The 15,268-nt window shown below is 66.8% G+C and carries 14 protein-coding genes; 11 read left to right on the plus strand and 3 right to left on the minus strand.

The window, feature by feature from the left end; translation table 11 throughout:
- Positions 1–106: 106 nt before the first annotated feature.
- From ABIE57_RS13735 to recN, 8 genes are all read left to right on the plus strand, one after another.
- Entirely contained in the window at positions 107–1,483 is a 1,377-nt protein-coding gene (locus tag ABIE57_RS13735) for an FAD-binding oxidoreductase (RefSeq protein ID WP_354539598.1), read from the plus strand.
- 41 nt (positions 1,484–1,524) lie between these two features.
- Positions 1,525–2,460: a UDP-N-acetylmuramate dehydrogenase gene (gene murB / locus ABIE57_RS13740; RefSeq protein ID WP_354539599.1), complete on the plus strand. Its 936-nt coding sequence runs from the start codon at positions 1,525–1,527 to the stop codon at positions 2,458–2,460.
- 113 nt (positions 2,461–2,573) lie between these two features.
- The gene (locus tag ABIE57_RS13745; RefSeq protein WP_354539679.1) at positions 2,574–3,452 is read left to right on the plus strand and encodes a D-alanine--D-alanine ligase; all 879 of its coding nucleotides are present in this window, start codon (positions 2,574–2,576) and stop codon (positions 3,450–3,452) included.
- Positions 3,440–4,333 (plus strand): cell division protein FtsQ/DivIB, encoded by an 894-nt coding sequence (locus ABIE57_RS13750; protein WP_354539600.1) that lies wholly within the window; start codon positions 3,440–3,442, stop codon positions 4,331–4,333. The genes ABIE57_RS13745 and ABIE57_RS13750 overlap by 13 nt, the downstream gene beginning before the upstream one ends.
- The gene (gene ftsA, locus ABIE57_RS13755) at positions 4,330–5,664 is read left to right on the plus strand and encodes a cell division protein FtsA (RefSeq protein WP_354539601.1); all 1,335 of its coding nucleotides are present in this window, start codon (positions 4,330–4,332) and stop codon (positions 5,662–5,664) included. Before ABIE57_RS13750 ends, ftsA begins: the two co-directional genes overlap by 4 nt.
- Positions 5,665–5,838: 174 nt before the next feature.
- On the plus strand, positions 5,839–7,422 hold the full coding sequence (gene ftsZ / locus ABIE57_RS13760; protein WP_354539602.1) for a cell division protein FtsZ: 1,584 nt from the start codon (positions 5,839–5,841) through the stop codon (positions 7,420–7,422).
- A 199-nt stretch (positions 7,423–7,621) separates the two neighbouring features.
- Positions 7,622–8,470, plus strand: a complete 849-nt coding sequence (locus ABIE57_RS13765; protein ID WP_354539603.1) for an outer membrane protein assembly factor BamD — start codon at positions 7,622–7,624, stop codon at positions 8,468–8,470.
- A gap of 39 nt (positions 8,471–8,509) precedes the next feature.
- A complete protein-coding gene (gene recN / locus ABIE57_RS13770) occupies positions 8,510–10,159 on the plus strand; it encodes a DNA repair protein RecN (protein ID WP_354539604.1) in 1,650 nt (549 codons plus the stop codon).
- Between the two features lie 405 nt (positions 10,160–10,564).
- Here recN and purS read toward each other — a convergent pair whose 3' ends face one another.
- Positions 10,565–10,804 (minus strand): phosphoribosylformylglycinamidine synthase subunit PurS, encoded by a 240-nt coding sequence (gene purS, locus ABIE57_RS13775; protein ID WP_354539605.1) that lies wholly within the window; start codon positions 10,802–10,804, stop codon positions 10,565–10,567.
- A gap of 13 nt (positions 10,805–10,817) precedes the next feature.
- Positions 10,818–11,579, minus strand: a complete 762-nt coding sequence (gene purC / locus ABIE57_RS13780; RefSeq protein ID WP_354539606.1) for a phosphoribosylaminoimidazolesuccinocarboxamide synthase — start codon at positions 11,577–11,579, stop codon at positions 10,818–10,820.
- Between the two features lie 168 nt (positions 11,580–11,747).
- On the opposite strand from purC, the gene ABIE57_RS13785 reads away from it, so the two are divergent.
- Both ABIE57_RS13785 and bmt read left to right on the plus strand, forming a co-directional pair.
- On the plus strand, positions 11,748–12,062 hold the full coding sequence (locus ABIE57_RS13785; protein WP_354539607.1) for a DUF1476 domain-containing protein: 315 nt from the start codon (positions 11,748–11,750) through the stop codon (positions 12,060–12,062).
- 117 nt (positions 12,063–12,179) lie between these two features.
- Entirely contained in the window at positions 12,180–13,190 is a 1,011-nt protein-coding gene (gene bmt / locus ABIE57_RS13790; RefSeq protein ID WP_354539608.1) for a betaine--homocysteine S-methyltransferase, read from the plus strand.
- On the opposite strand, the gene ABIE57_RS13795 is transcribed toward bmt, so the two are convergent.
- Positions 13,187–14,740, minus strand: a complete 1,554-nt coding sequence (locus ABIE57_RS13795) for an NAD(P)H-hydrate dehydratase (RefSeq protein WP_354539609.1) — start codon at positions 14,738–14,740, stop codon at positions 13,187–13,189. The genes bmt and ABIE57_RS13795 overlap by 4 nt on opposite strands.
- Before the next feature lie 171 nt (positions 14,741–14,911).
- On the opposite strand from ABIE57_RS13795, the gene ABIE57_RS13800 reads away from it, so the two are divergent.
- The gene (locus ABIE57_RS13800) at positions 14,912–15,250 is read left to right on the plus strand and encodes a P-II family nitrogen regulator (protein ID WP_354539610.1); all 339 of its coding nucleotides are present in this window, start codon (positions 14,912–14,914) and stop codon (positions 15,248–15,250) included.
- Positions 15,251–15,268 lie beyond the last annotated feature (18 nt).

Genomic DNA, 15,268 nt, shown 5'->3' on the forward strand with positions numbered 1-15,268 from the left:
CCTTGCCTGCGTCACGCCTTCATCCGACCGGACCTTCTCGCGCCCGCTTTCGCGTCGCGCCGTCTTCGCCTAGGGTGTGTCGACACGCACGACCGAAGGTAGCCCCATGGACACGCAGACCGCTCTTGCCGACCTCTCCTCCTTCCTAGGCCAACGGCTCAGCCGCTCCAAGTCCGATCTGGACCTGCACGGCGCGAGCGAGTCCTATTTCCCACTCAGTCCGCCCGATGCCGTGGCCTATCCCGAGACCACCGAGGAGGTCGCGCGCATCGTCGCCGCCTGCGCGCGGGCGCGCGTGCCGGTGGTGGGCTGGGGCACGGGCACCTCGCTCGAGGGGCAGGCGCAGGCGTTTTCCGGCGGGGTGGTGGTGGATTTCTGCCGCATGAACCGGGTTCTGGAGGTGGCGCAGGCCGACATGGTGGCGCGCGTGCAGCCCGGTGTGACCCGCGAGGCGCTCAATGAGGAGTTGCGCGCGACAGGGCTGATGTTCCCGGTCGATCCCGGCGCCAATGCCTCGCTCGGCGGCATGGCCTCGACCCGCGCCAGCGGCACCACCGCGGTGCGCTATGGCACGATGCGCGACAATGTTCTGGGGCTGGAGGTCGTGACCGCGAGGGGCGAGGTGATCCGCACCGGCACGGCGGCGCGCAAATCCTCGGCGGGCTATGACCTCACCGCGCTTTTCGTGGGTGCCGAGGGCACGCTTGGCCTCATCACCGAATTGACGCTGCGGTTGCGCGGCCAGCCCGAGGCGATCTCGGCGGCGGTCTGCGCCTTCGAGAGCGTGACAGACGCGGTGGAGACGGTGATCGACACCATCCAATGCGGTATTCCCATGGCACGGATCGAGCTTCTGGACGCGGACAGCGTGCGCGCGGTCAATGCCTATGCGAAAATGCGCCTGCCCGAAAAACCCCATCTGCTGCTGGAATTCCACGGCAGCCCGACGGGCGTCACCGAACAGGCCGAGGCCTTTGGCGCGATTGCCGCCGATCACCACGGCTCGGGCTTCGACTGGGCGGTGAGGCCCGAGGCGCGCAAGGCGCTCTGGACCATGCGCCACAATGCCTATTACGCCGTGCTGGCCAGCCGTCCGGGCGCGCGCGCCATCGTCACCGATATCTGCGTGCCGATCTCGCGTCTGGCCGAGGCGATCGAGGAGACGCGCGCCGATCTGGCGCAATCGGGCGTGCACGGGCCGATCCTGGGCCATGTCGGCGACGGCAATTTCCACGCCACGCTGCTGGTCCGCGAGGGCGACGCGGAAGAGCTGTCCCGCGCCAAGGCCGCCGCCGAACGCATGGTCGAGCGTTCGCTGGCCATGGGCGGCACCTCGACGGGCGAGCATGGCATCGGCGTGGGCAAGCTGGGCTATATGGCGCGCGAACACGGGGGCGGCTGGGCGATGATGGGGGCGATCAAGGCCGCGCTCGATCCTGACAACATCATGAACCCCGGCAAGCTGGTGCCGCCGCGCAACTGAGGCGGCTTGCCCTTTGACGCGCGCGCGGGCAAAGACGGGGCATGAGCACCCTGCCCCAGACCCGTGGCGCGCTGACGCCTGCGCGCGCGCTATCCGATCTTACCTGGCTGCGCGTCGGCGGGCCTGCCGACTGGCTGTTTCAGCCTGCCGACATGGACGATCTGTGCGGCTTTCTCTCGGCCCTTGACGCGAATATCCCGGTCTTTCCCATGGGCGTCGGCTCCAACCTCATCGTGCGCGACGGCGGTATTCGCGGCGTGGTGATCCGGCTCGGGCGCGGCTTCAACGCGATCCGGGTGGCGGGGGGACACGTCACCGCCGGGGCGGCGGCGCTCGATGCGCATGTGGCGCGGCGCGCGGCGGAGGCGGGCATTGACCTTACGTTCCTGCGCACCATTCCGGGCAGCATCGGCGGCGCCGTGCGGATGAATGCAGGATGCTACGGCGCGTATGTCGCCGATCACCTGATCGGGGCGCAGGCGGTGACGCGGGCGGGCGCGGTGGTGACGCTCACCCCCGATGATCTGGCCTTCGGCTATCGTCACAGCCACCTGCCCGAGGGCTGGGTCATCACCGAGGCCACATTCAAGGGCCATCCGGGCGCGCCCGAGGCGCTGGCCGCGAAGATGGCAGACCAGATCGCCCGCCGCGACGCAAGCCAGCCCACGAAAGAGCGCAGCGCGGGCAGCACCTTTCGCAATCCCGCAGGCTTCAGCAGCACGGGACGCGCCGACGATATGCACGATCTCAAGGCCTGGTCGGTGATCGACGCGGCCGGACTGCGCGGCGCGCGGCGCGGGGGGGCGCAGATGAGCGAGAAACATCCCAATTTCCTCATCAACACCGGCGGGGCCACCGCCGCCGATCTGGAGGGACTTGGCGAGGACGTGCGAAAAAGGGTTTTCCAAAACAGCGGAATAGCGTTAGAGTGGGAAATCATGAGGGTCGGCGAACCGGCCCCTGACAGCGGCACATAAAAACAGCCGCGATCGAGCAGAAAACAAAACAACACGGGCCACGGTCAGGCTCGGGATATCGAGGCACAGGTTTGGGTCGTTCGGGCAGAACTTCCCCGTTGGTTGCGGTGATAATGGGCGGTCCCTCGGCAGAACGCGAGGTGTCGCTGTCCACGGCAAGTGGGTGTATCGCGGCGTTACGGGAGGCAGGTTATCAGGTGGCCGAGGTGGACGCCGGGTCCGATCTGTGCGCGCGCCTGCAAGAGATGTCCCCCGATGTGGTCTTCAATGCCCTCCATGGCCGCTGGGGCGAGGATGGCTGCGTTCAGGGCCTGCTGGAATGGCTGCGCATCCCCTACACCCATTCGGGCGTCCTGTCCTCGGCGCTGGCCATGGACAAGGACCGCGCCAAGGCCGCCTATCGCGCCGCCGGTCTGCCGGTGGTGGACAGCGTTCTGGCCCCCCGCGACGAGGTGCGCGCGCGCCACGTCCTGCCCCCGCCCTATGTGGTCAAGCCCAATAACGAGGGCTCTTCGGTGGGTGTCTACCTCGTGCATGACGCGGCCAATGCGCCGCCGCAGCTTTCGGACGCGATGCCCGAGGTGGTGATGGTCGAGACCTTCGCGCCGGGGCGCGAGTTGACCACCACGGTGATGGGTGACCGCGCCTTGACCGTTACCGATATATTGACCGATGGCTGGTATGACTATGACGCGAAATACAAGCCCGGAGGCTCGCGCCATGTCATCCCCGCCGATCTGCCGCCCGAGATTTTCGCGGCCTGCCTCGACTATGCCCTGCGCGCGCACAACGCGCTTGGCTGCCGCGGGGTGAGCCGGACCGATTTCCGCTGGGACGAGACGCGCGGCCTTGACGGCCTGATCCTCCTGGAGACCAACACGCAGCCGGGCATGACCCCCACCTCGCTGGTGCCCGAACAGGCGCAGGCGATGGGAATCTCGTTTCCCGAACTGGTCCGCTGGATGGTGGAGGATGCGTCATGCGACCGGTGATCCCGCGCACCGATCCCGCGCCCTCGCGCCTCAGCTACCGGCTGGAGCGGATGCGGCTGACGCCGGTCTATCGTCGTCTGTTCCGGCTGGGGGCACCGGTCCTGCTGATCGCGGGCCTTGCGGGCGGGTATCTCGCCGATGCCGAGCGGCGCGACGACCTGGCCGAACGCTTTGCTGACCTCCGTCGCCAGATCGAGACCCGCCCCGAATTCATGGTGCACCTCATGGCACTCGAAGGCGCGAGCGCGGGGGTGCAGGAGGATATCCACGAGATTTTCCCCTATGACCTGCCCGCCAGTTCCTTTGATCTGGACCTGCAAGCGATCCGCGCCATGGTCGAGGAGCTGCCCGCCGTCGCGCGCGCCAATGTGCGCATAAGGCAGGGCGGCACCCTCGTGATCGAGATCACCGAGCGGGTGCCGGTGGCGCTGTGGCGCACAGGGACCGGGATCGACGTGCTCGACCTGACCGGCGCGGTAATCGCCAGCATCCGTGACCGTGCCGAGCGGCCCGACCTGCCGGTGCTCTCCGGCGCGGGGGCGGATCGCGCGGTCGCGCAGGCGCTCGACATTCTCGTGGCGGCGCGGGCGCTCAAAGACCCGGTGCGCGGCCTCGTGCGGATGGGCGAGCGGCGCTGGGATCTGGTCCTTGGCGATGGCAAGCGGGTGCTCCTGCCCGAGGCCGAGCCGGTGCGCGCCCTTGAACGGGTGATCGTGCTCGACAAGTCCAACGAGATGCTGGAACGCGATCTGCTCACCATCGACATGCGGCTTGGCACGCGCCCTACGGTGCGGCTGAGCGCGGCGGCCACCGAGGAATGGTGGCGCATCACAAGCGCCGACGGCGCGACAGACAACTCCTCGGGGGCAACGGGCAGATGATCGAGCTTTACGAATCCCAAAGAGCGATGCGCGCGATGCGCAAGGCGGCGATCCAGCGCGGCGTGGTCGCCGTGCTGGACGTGGGAACGTCCAAGATTTCCTGTCTGGTGCTGCGTTTTGACGGCACGGGCCGCTTTGCCGAGGCCGAGGAGGTCGGGCGCATGGCGGGGCAAGCCGGGTTCCGGGTGATCGGGGCCGCGACGACACGCTCGCGCGGGGTGCGTTTCGGCGAGATCGAGGCCATGGCCGAAACCGAACGCGCCATCCGCACCGCGCTTCAGGCCGCGCAGAAAATGGCGCAGATCAGGGTTGACCATGTCATTGCCTGTTTCTCGGGGGCAGGTCCGCGCAGCTATGGGCTGGCGGGCGAGGTCGAGGTGGCCGATCACACCGTGAGCGAGCAGGATGTCAGCCGCGTGCTCAGCGCCTGCGACGTGCCCGAGATCGGCGAGGGGCGCGAGGTGCTTCATGCGCAGCCGGTGAATTTCGCGCTCGATCACCGCTCCGGCCTGATCGATCCGCGCGGGCAGATCGGCAACACCCTCACCACCGACATGCACATGCTCACCGTCGATGCGGTGGCGATCCAGAACCTTGCCCATTGCGTCAAGCGCTGCGATCTGGAACTCGCGGGCGTGGCAAGCTCGGCCTATGTCGCGGGGATCGCCGCGCTGGTCGAGGACGAGCAGGAACTGGGTGCGGCCTGCATCGACCTTGGCGGCGGCACGTCCGGCGTGTCGATCTTCATCAAGAAACACATGATCTATGCGGATTCGGTCCGCATGGGCGGCGAGCATGTGACCAATGACATTTCCATGGGCCTTCAGGTGCCGCAGGCCATCGCCGAGCGGATCAAGACCTTCTATGGCGGCCTTGTCGCCACCGGCATGGACGACCGCGAGATGATCGAGATCGGCGGCAATACCGGCGATTTCGAGCGCGACCGCCGACAGGTGAGCCGCGCCGAACTGATCGGCATCATGCGCCCGCGCGTCGAGGAGATCCTCGAGGAGGTGCGCGCGCGGCTTGATGCGGCGGGGTTCGATCACCTGCCCAGCCAGCAGATCGTGCTCACCGGGGGCGGCAGCCAGATCCCCGGCCTCGACGGGTTGGCCAGCCGCATTCTGGGCCAGCGCGTGCGCCTCGGGCGGCCCTTGCGCGTGCATGGACTGCCGCAGGCCGCAACCGGCCCGGCCTTCGCCAGCGCGGTCGGCATGTGCCTTTTCGCGGCCAACCCGCAGGACGAATGGTGGGATTTCGAGATCCCCGTGGACCGCTACCCGGCGCGCTCGCTCAGGCGTGCGGTCAAGTGGTTTCGGGACAACTGGTAACCGCAAGATGTGGGCATTTCGGCGAAATCCCGCGAAAATCGGTGAAAATATGGCCATATCTGGTGGTCAGAACGTGTTTTTTTGGTGACGATCGGCCTAACCATCGGTAAGAATGGGGGCAATCAGGCGGAAAACGGCCCGCGAACGCGGCCCACAGGACAGGCGGACAGAGCAATGGCACTCAATCTTTCAATGCCCGGACATGACGAACTGAAGCCCCGGATCACCGTCTTCGGTGTCGGTGGTGCCGGCGGCAACGCGGTCAACAACATGATCGAGAAGCAGCTCGACGGCGTCGATTTCGTCGTGGCCAACACCGATGCGCAGGCCCTGAGCCAAAGCCAGGCGGAAAACCGCATCCAGCTTGGTGTGAAGGTGACCGAGGGGCTTGGCGCGGGTGCCAAGGCCAGCATCGGCGCCGCCGCCGCCGAAGAAAGCATCGAGCAGATCGTCGATCACCTCGCGGGCGCGCACATGTGCTTCATCACCGCGGGCATGGGCGGCGGCACCGGCACGGGTGCTGCCCCGATCATCGCGCAGGCCGCGCGCGAACTGGGCGTGCTGACCGTGGGCGTCGTCACCAAGCCCTTCCAGTTCGAGGGTGCCAAGCGGATGCGTCAGGCCGAGGAAGGTGTCGAGGCGCTGCAAAAGATGGTCGATACGCTCATCATCATCCCCAACCAGAACCTGTTCCGCCTCGCCAACGAAAAGACCACCTTCACCGAGGCGTTCAGCATGGCGGATGACGTGCTCTATCAGGGCGTCAAGGGCGTGACCGACCTGATGGTGCGGCCCGGCCTCATCAACCTCGATTTCGCCGATGTGCGCGCGGTGATGGACGAGATGGGCAAGGCAATGATGGGCACCGGCGAGTCGGATGGCGAGGATCGCGCCGTTCAGGCCGCCGAGAAGGCCATCGCCAACCCGCTTCTGGACGAGATCAGCCTGCGCGGCGCGCGCGGCGTGCTCATCAACATCACCGGCGGGCATGACCTGACGCTCTTCGAACTTGACGAGGCCGCCAACCGTATCCGCGAAGAGGTGGACCCGGACGCCAACATCATCGTCGGCTCGACGCTCGATACCGCCATGGAAGGCCGGATGCGCGTGAGCGTGGTCGCCACCGGCATCGACGCGCGCGACGCCTCCGGCGACCTGCCGGTGCCGCGCCGCTCGCTCGCGCAGCCGCTCAGGCAGCCCGAAGCGGTGGAAGAGGCCGTCCATGCCGCGCCTGCCGCCGTGGCCCAGACCGCAACGCCCGCGCAAACCGAGCCGTCGCTCTTCGATCAGGTCGAGGAAGCGCCGGTTGCCGCCCATACCGATGACGAGGACGAGGACGGCCTGCCGCGCCCCGCCTATCAGCCCCGCGCCGAAGAGCAGGTGGCGCCGGAGCCGGTCGACACCGATATCGAGGACGAGCTTGACAGCTATCTCGCGCCGCGTCCGCGCGCACCCGGCACCCCCACGGATGAGGCGATGCGCCGCCTCCATGCCGCTGTCGGCAAGACCCAGCAACAGCCGCAGCAGCGCCGCCCGGTCCCACCGGCAGACCACGCAACGGCATCGGAAGAGCGGCCGCGCTTCGGCATCAATTCGCTCATCAACCGGATGACCGGTCAGGCCGCACCCGAGGCGGCGCGTCCGGCGCGTCAGCAACCGACCATCCAGACCGCGCACGCGCCCCAGCCCGCGCCCCGCGCGCAGGAAGAGGAAGACCAGATCGAAATCCCGGCCTTCCTGCGCCGTCAGGCCAACTGAGCCGCGCGAGACGAGGCGCAGGGCCGCCCAAAAGGGCGGCCCTTTGCGTTGGGCAAGGGCCGCGTGTCATGCAGGGCACGACCCCGAAGCGCGGTGATGACAGCACTTGCCAAAGACGTTTTGCACCGCGAACATATGTGTTAGAGCGTGGCAACGGCGGGGCGTTCCGCTCATTTGAATCACGACGGGAAGAATGCGCATGACAATCGGCAAGGGTCCGGGGCGGATCGCGGGAGCGGCGTTTTTGGTGCTGGTGCTGGCGGGCTGCGATGGCGGCGTGAGCGTCGAGCGCGGCAATATCGACTATGAGCAGTTCACCGCGCAGCAGATCTTCGAGCGCGGCGAATTCGATCTCGAGCGCCGCAAGCCGAAACTCGCGGCACAAAGCTTTGCCGAGGTCGAGCGGCTTTATCCCTATTCCGCTTTCGCCAAGCGGGCGATCATCATGCAGGCCTTTGCCCATCATCAGGACAAGGAATACGAACAGAGCCGCGCCGCCGCGCAGCGCTATATCGATTTCTTCCCCGCCGATGAGGACGCGGCCTATGCGCAATACCTGCTCGCGCTCAGCTATTATGACCAGATCGACGAGGTCGGGCGCGATCAGGGCCTGACCTTTCAGGCGCTGCAATCGCTGCGCGAGGTGATCGAGCGTTACCCCGACAGCGAATATGCCAATCCGGCCATGCTGAAATTCGATCTGGCCTTCGATCATCTGGCCTCCAAGGAAATGGAGGTCGGGCGGTATTACCTCAAGCGTGACAATTTCGCCGCCGCCGTCAACCGTTTCCGCGTGGTGGTGGAGGATTTCCAGACCACGACCCAGACACCCGAGGCGCTGCACCGGCTGGTGGAATCCTATCTCTCGCTCGGGCTGGTGGACGAGGCGCGCACGGCAGGCGCGATCCTTGGCCACAATTTCCGCAGCACGGCGTGGTACGAGGACAGTTACAAACTCCTGACCGGGCAGGGCCATACCCTCGAGGCAACGGGCGACAACTGGCTTCGGGCGATCTATCGCCAGACCGTTCAGGGCCAGTGGCTCTGAGGGCGGGCGGGCGATCCCCCTGCCCCATGGATTGACCGGATGCTGCGCGCGCTCGATATCCGCGACATGCTCATCATAGACCGGCTGGAGCTTGGCTTCCGGCCGGGCCTCAATGTGCTGACCGGCGAGACCGGCGCGGGCAAGTCCATCCTGCTCGATTGCCTGGGCTTCGTGCTGGGCTGGCGCGGGCGGGCCGATCTGGTGCGCACCGGGGCCGAGCGAGGCGAGGTGGTTGCCGAATTCGTGCTGGGCCCCGATCATCCGGCGCGCGCCGTTCTGGTCGAGGCGGGGCTTCCCGATGAGGATGACCTGATCCTGCGCCGGGTGAACGGTGCGGACGGGCGCAAGACCGCGTGGGTCAACGATCGCCGCGTCTCGGGCGAGGTGCTGCGACAGCTATCGGCGACGCTGGTGGAACTGCACGGCCAGCACGATGACCGCGGCCTGCTCGATCCGCGCGGGCATCGCGACATGCTCGATACCTTCGGCGCTCTGGAGGAAGCGCGCGCGGCGGTGCGCGCGGCCTGGCGTGCGCGCGCAGCGGCACAGAAGTCGCTCGACACGGCGGAGGCGGAGCTGGCCGGGATCCGCGCCGAGGAGGACTTCCTGCGCCACGCGGTCGGAGAACTGGACAGGCTCGATCCGCAGCCCGGAGAGGAGGCCGACCTCGACACGCGCCGCCGCCGGATGCAGGGGGCCGGACGTATCCGCGAGGACATCGTCCGCGCCGCGCAGGCGCTTGGCCCGGAGGGGGCCGAGGGCGCGGCGGGCGAGGCGCTCCGCTGGCTCGACGGCGCGGCGGAAAAGGCCGAGGGGCGGCTTGACGGGGCGCTTGCGGCGCTGACGCGCGCGCTGGTAGAGCTTGACGAGGCAGGCCGCGAGACGGCGCAGGCACTCGACGCGCTCGACTTCGACCCGCTCGATCTGGAAAGCTGCGAAGAGCGGCTCTTTGCCATTCGCGGGCTGGCGCGCAAGCATGGCGTGATGCCCGATGATCTGGCGGGCTTTGCGGACACATTGCGCGCGCGGCTTGCGGCGCTCGATGCGAGCGAAGGCGATCTGGCGGGGCTGCACGCGGCGCGTGACGCGGCGGCGCGGCGCTATGACGAGGCGGCCACGACGCTGACCGAGGCCCGCAATGAAGCCGCGGCGCGGCTTGACGCCGCGGTGATGGCAGAGCTTGCCCCGCTCAAGATGGAGCGCGCGATCTTTACCACAGAGATCACGGGGGCCGAGCCGGGGCCGCAGGGGCGCGACATGGTAAGCTTTACCGTCGCCACCAATCCCGGCGCGCCCTCGGGGCCGATCAGCCGCATCGCCTCGGGCGGCGAGTTGAGCCGCTTCCTTTTGGCGCTCAAGCTTTGTCTTGCCGGGCCGGATGCGGGCCTGACCATGATCTTCGACGAGATCGACCGGGGTGTCGGCGGTGCCACGGCGGATGCGGTCGGACGCAGGCTCGGGCGTCTCGCGGCAGACGGTCAGGTGCTGGTGGTCACGCATTCACCGCAGGTGGCGGCGCGCGGGGCGCATCACTGGCGGGTGGAAAAGCGGGTGGAGGGGGATGTCACCCTCTCGACCGTGCGCGCCCTCACCGGCCCTGCGCGCGTGGACGAGATCGCGCGGATGCTCTCGGGCGAGCGGATCACCCCCGAGGCGCGCGCGGCGGCCGAGGCGCTGCTGACGGGGTAGTATTTCACGCCTGACACAAGGGGTGCGATGCTGCGCGAGGGGAACGTTGATGGCCTGACGGGGACGTCCGTCACGTAACCCCCGCGCGGAATCAAGGCGTGCTTGCACGCCGCCGCGCGAGCGCCCGACCGCCCCGTCGCACCGAAGGTGCGCCGCTTGTAATCGGCACGCCTCCGGCGTGACGGGCGGGCGCTTCTGCAACGTCAAAATCCCTTCAATCGTTCCAGTATTTGGCACCATAAAGCGCCCACCAAAGCCCGAGCAGCGCCCACCCGCGGTCGGGCCCTCGCGCGGCTCCACCAATGTCAGATTCAGGCCATTCGCGACGCTTGCCACACCGCTTTGTTCAGCATGGCAAGCCGCATCACCCTTGGGCACCATCTTTCAGATGTCGACCACGCGGCCTTACGCCACGTCCACCGAATAGCTTTCGATCACCGTGTTGGCGAGCAGCTTCTCGCACATCGCGGTGACCGTGGCGCGGGCCTTGTCGGCGTCGGTCTCGGCCAGATCAAGCTCGATCACCTTGCCCTGACGCACGCCCTGCACGCCGTCAAAACCAAGCTGGCCAAGCGCGTGGCGCACCGCCTCGCCCTGCGGGTCGAGAACGCCGGTCTTGAGCATCACATGCACGCGGGCTTTCATCGGCGGTCTCCTTTCAGTTGATCAGCGTCGGACGCGCCATCGGCGTGGCACCCTTTGGCATGACACCAAGGCGGGTCGCCACTTCGGTATAGGCATCCGTCAGCGATCCAAGATCGCGGCGGAACACGTCCTTGTCGAGCTTTTGCCCGGTCTTGATGTCCCACAGGCGGCAACTGTCCGGGCTGATTTCATCGGCCACGATCAGGCGCTGGAAATCGCCCTCGTAGACGCGGCCCACCTCGATCTTGAAATCGACAAGCTTGATGCCCACGCCATACATAACACCGGCCAGGAAGTCATTGACCCGCAGCGCGAGGCTGAGGACATCGTCCATGTCCTGCTGGCTGGCCCAGCCGAAGGCGGCGATATGTTCCTCGGTCACCAGCGGATCGCCCAGCTTGTCGTCCTTGAGGCAATATTCGACGATCGGGCGCGGCAATTGCGTGCCTTCCTCCATGCCCAGACGCTTGGCCATGGAACCGGCGGCATAGTTGCGCACGATCACCTCCAGCGGGATGATCTCGCAGGCGCGCACAAGCTGTTCGCGCATGTTCATCCGGCGGATGAAATGCGTGGGCACGCCGATGGTGTTCAGCCCGGTCATGAAATATTCCGAGAGCATGTTGTTGAGCACGCCCTTGCCCTCGATCACGGCCTTCTTCTCGGCATTGAAGGCGGTGGCGTCGTCCTTGAAATACTGGATGATCGTGCCCGGTTCGGGCCCTTCATAGAGAACCTTGGCCTTGCCTTCGTATATTTTCTTGCGCCGTGCCATGGAAACTCCGTCGCTGGGGGTGGGATGCGGACACGCCGCCTCGATGCGCTCTCATAGTGCAAGCCCCGCCCTGTCGCAAGGTGTCGCAAGACCGCCCTGCCCCTTGCCCTCGGGGCGCACAGACGGCATATCGGGGGCGATGCCAACCAGTGCAAGGGAACCGGCCCGATGACCACCTTTGATGACCGCGAAAGCGCGTTCGAGAACAAGTTCGCCCATGACGAGGAAATGAAGTTCCGCGCCGAGGCCCGCCGCAACAAGCTTCTGGGGCTCTGGGCTGCGGAATTGCTGGGCAAGACCGGCGAGGACGCCAATACCTACGCGCTTGAAGTCGTGAAATCCGATTTCGAGGAAGCGGGTCACGAGGATGTGGTGCGCAAGGTGGCGGGCGATCTGGGCGATATCGCCGATGCCGACACGATCCGCGCCAAGATGGAAGAGCTTTTGCTGGTGGCCAAGGGGCAACTGGTCAAGGAAGTCTGAGGGGCTGCGGCGCGATTCATTCAAACGCGCCTCACCATTTACATGAAGATTTCGCATTTGCCTTTGCCCGCGCGCGCGGGCAAGGGTCAGGTCTGTTTGAGACAGGGAACCCCCGATATGACCGACGCGCTGACCAAGATGCTCGCCTCCCGCGACTGGATTCTCGCCGACGGCGCGACGGGAACGAACCTCTTCAACATGGGGCTGCAATCGGGCGATGCGCCGGAGATGTGGAATGACGAACACCCCGACCGTATCCGCACGCTCTACAAGGGCGCGGTGGACGCAGGCAGCGACCTGTTCCTGACCAATTCCTTTGGCGGTAATGCCGCGCGGTTGAAACTGCATGGCGCGCAAAGGCGCGCGCGCGAATTGTCGCGCATCTCCGCCGAGATCGGGCGCGAGGTGGCCGATACCTGCGAGCGGGCGGTGATCGTGGCGGGCTCCGTCGGGCCGACGGGCGAGATCATGGCACCCATGGGCGCGCTCACCCATGACCTGGCGGTGGAGATATTCCATGAGCAGGCCGAGGGCCTCAAGGAAGGCGGGGCCGATGTGCTCTGGCTCGAGACGATCAGCGCGCCCGAGGAATACCGCGCCGCTGCCGAGGCGTTTGCGCTGGCCGGAATGCCGTGGTGCGGCACGATGAGTTTCGACACGGCGGGGCGCACAATGATGGGCGTCACCTCCGAGGAACTGGCGAAGCTGGTGGAGAAGCTGGCCAATCCGCCGCTGGCCTTCGGGGCCAATTGCGGCGTGGGGGCGTCGGACCTCTTGCGCACCGTCTTGGGCTTTGCCGCGCAGGGCACGGAGCGGCCCGTGATCGCCAAGGGCAATGCCGGTATCCCGAAATACCACGACGGCCATATCCATTATGACGGCACGCCGGACCTCATGGCCGAATATGCCGTTCTGGCGCGCGATGCGGGGGCGACGATCATCGGCGGCTGCTGCGGCACCATGCCCGAACACCTGTCGAAAATGCGCGCGGCGCTGGAAGAGCGCCCGCGCGGCCCGCGCCCGACGCTCGATCAGATCACCGAGGCGCTCGGCGCGTTTTCCTCGGCGGGCGACGGCACTGGCGACGATACGGCCCCCGCACGCCGCACCCGGCGGCGGCGCGCCTAAAGATCGCGCAGCACCTTCGGCAATGCCTCGGGCAGGTCCTCGGCAATGAGACCCGGCCCGAAGGATCGCGCACATTCAACGTGGAGCCAGGCGGCAGCCTCCGCCGCCTGCATCGGGCACACGCCCCGCGCCAGAAGCCCCACGATGAACCCCGCCAAAACGTCGCCTGATCCCGCCGTTGCAAGCCAGGGCGCCGCTCGGTCATAATGGGCCGAGTTCATGCTGCACGCCCCCGATGGGGCCGCAATCACCGTATCGGCCCCCTTGAACAGCACGACACATCCCGCCCGCTTGGCGGCCTCGCGCGTCGCATCCACCTTGGAACAGGCCGGTCCGCTCGACGGCTCCTGACGGAGCCGCTTGCTGATATCGGGGAAAAGGCGCGCGAACTCTCCGGCGTGTGGCGTCAGGACGCAACGCTCGTGGAGCATCGCGAAGAGGGTCGCATCGCGACTGATGAGCGTCAGCGCATCCGCATCAAGCACGACCGACCGGCCGTCGCAGGGTGGGTGAGACCCGCGCGGCTCCAATGCTGCCCTGACCAATGCCCGGCCGCGCTCTCCGACACCCAAGCCCGGCCCCAGACAAAGCGCGGTGATGCGCGCGTCCTCGAGCACCTCGCCAAGCGCCCCGCCATCCTCGATCCTTGTCAACATCACCGCCGTGATCTGCGCCGCGACCTCCATTTGCGCCGCCCCCGGCACGCCGAGCGTCACAGCGCCCGTGCCGATCCGAAGCGCCCCGCGCGCCGCAAGCCGCGCCGCGCCGGTCTTGCCCGCCCCACCCGAAAGGACAAGGGCGTGACCGTGACTGTACTTGTGACCCACCTCTGGCTTGCCCAGAAGAGCGGGACAAGGCGCAGCAACCAGCCGGGCGACCTCTGCCCCCGCCCTCTTCTCCAACCCGATGTCAACGACCGCGATGCGACCGCATTTGAACGGCCCCCAGCCGAGAAAATGGCCCAGCCTGGGCGCATGGAAGGTCACGGTAAGCGCCGCCAGAACGGTCCCGGTGCCCGCTTGCAAGTCCCGTCCACTGTCACTGCACAGGCCAGAGGGCATATCCACGGCCACGGTTTTTGCCTGTGCGTCAGGGTCGGAAACCCGCTCGGCGGCCCATGCCAGCGCCGCCCCTTCCAGAGGCCGCCGCAAGCCCGTGCCAAAAAGCGCATCAACAAACAGATCCGCCTCATGCGCAAATCGCGGAGCGCATCCAAGGTCCTCGACGGTCCCCATTGCCACCCACCGCTCGTAATTCGCCTTCGCATCGGGCGGCAGTTTTGCAGGCACGCCTTCAAGGTATACGGAAACCTCCCAACCCCATTCCTTGAGCAATCGCGCCACGACGAACCCGTCGCCGCCATTGTTGCCCGGACCGCAGAGCACCACCGCCTTGTGCGGGGTCTGCGCCAGAGTGGGCCAGTGCTCGAATATGGCCCCGAGCACACCGCGCCCTGCGCGTTCCATCAACTCCAGCCCGGTGACCGCACCCGACTCGATGGCGGCGCGCTCGATGGCGCGCATCTGGGCGGCGGTCAGCAATTCGGCCATGGTCCTGTCCCCGCGATTCCATTTTGCCCAAATGAAGGGCATATTGCATAATTATTGTGCATATGTTCGCCACCCGTCCAAAACCCTGCCCGAAAATCAGCCTAGCCGATTGTCGCCCCGCGCGGGAAGTGGTCTGAGGCACGTCAAGACATGGCGCAGGAGGCCCGGACGATGAAAAAGATCGAGGCGATCATCAAGCCTTTCAAGCTCGACGAGGTGAAGGAGGCCCTGCAGGAGGCCGGTATCCAGGGCCTTTCGGTCATCGAGGTCAAGGGGTTCGGCCGCCAGAAGGGCCATACCGAGCTTTATCGCGGGGCCGAATACGTCGTGGACTTCCTGCCCAAGGTCAAGATCGACGTGGTGGTTGACGACGATCAGGTGGAAGGCGCGATCGAGGCGATCATCGACGCAGCGCGCACCGACAAGATCGGGGATGGCAAGATATTCGTCAGCCCCGTCGAGCAAGCCATTCGCATCCGCACCGGCGAGACCGGCTCGGACGCGCTCTGAACACACCCCAAGGAAGAA

Source organism: Roseovarius sp. MBR-6, from assembly GCF_040547525.1.
Classification (GTDB): domain Bacteria; phylum Pseudomonadota; class Alphaproteobacteria; order Rhodobacterales; family Rhodobacteraceae; genus Roseovarius.

Excerpts from the sequence above, each read along its gene's own strand:
- murB (WP_354539599.1), top strand. The coding sequence starts at position 1,525 with ATGAGCACCCTGCCCCAGACCCGTGGCGCGCTGACGCCTGCGCGCGCG.
- ABIE57_RS13750 (WP_354539600.1), top strand. The coding sequence starts at position 3,440 with ATGCGACCGGTGATCCCGCGCACCGATCCCGCGCCCTCGCGCCTCAGC.
- purC (WP_354539606.1), bottom strand. The coding sequence starts at position 11,579 with ATGGCACGGCGCAAGAAAATATACGAAGGCAAGGCCAAGGTTCTCTAT.
- ABIE57_RS13800 (WP_354539610.1), top strand. The coding sequence starts at position 14,912 with ATGAAAAAGATCGAGGCGATCATCAAGCCTTTCAAGCTCGACGAGGTG.
- ABIE57_RS13745 (WP_354539679.1), top strand. The coding sequence starts at position 2,574 with ATGGGCGGTCCCTCGGCAGAACGCGAGGTGTCGCTGTCCACGGCAAGT.
- ABIE57_RS13735 (WP_354539598.1), top strand. The coding sequence starts at position 107 with ATGGACACGCAGACCGCTCTTGCCGACCTCTCCTCCTTCCTAGGCCAA.
- bmt (WP_354539608.1), top strand. The coding sequence starts at position 12,180 with ATGACCGACGCGCTGACCAAGATGCTCGCCTCCCGCGACTGGATTCTC.
- ABIE57_RS13765 (WP_354539603.1), top strand. The coding sequence starts at position 7,622 with ATGACAATCGGCAAGGGTCCGGGGCGGATCGCGGGAGCGGCGTTTTTG.
- ABIE57_RS13795 (WP_354539609.1), bottom strand. The coding sequence starts at position 14,740 with ATGGCCGAATTGCTGACCGCCGCCCAGATGCGCGCCATCGAGCGCGCC.
- ftsZ (WP_354539602.1), top strand. The coding sequence starts at position 5,839 with ATGGCACTCAATCTTTCAATGCCCGGACATGACGAACTGAAGCCCCGG.
- recN (WP_354539604.1), top strand. The coding sequence starts at position 8,510 with ATGCTGCGCGCGCTCGATATCCGCGACATGCTCATCATAGACCGGCTG.
- ABIE57_RS13785 (WP_354539607.1), top strand. The coding sequence starts at position 11,748 with ATGACCACCTTTGATGACCGCGAAAGCGCGTTCGAGAACAAGTTCGCC.
- ftsA (WP_354539601.1), top strand. The coding sequence starts at position 4,330 with ATGATCGAGCTTTACGAATCCCAAAGAGCGATGCGCGCGATGCGCAAG.
- purS (WP_354539605.1), bottom strand. The coding sequence starts at position 10,804 with ATGAAAGCCCGCGTGCATGTGATGCTCAAGACCGGCGTTCTCGACCCG.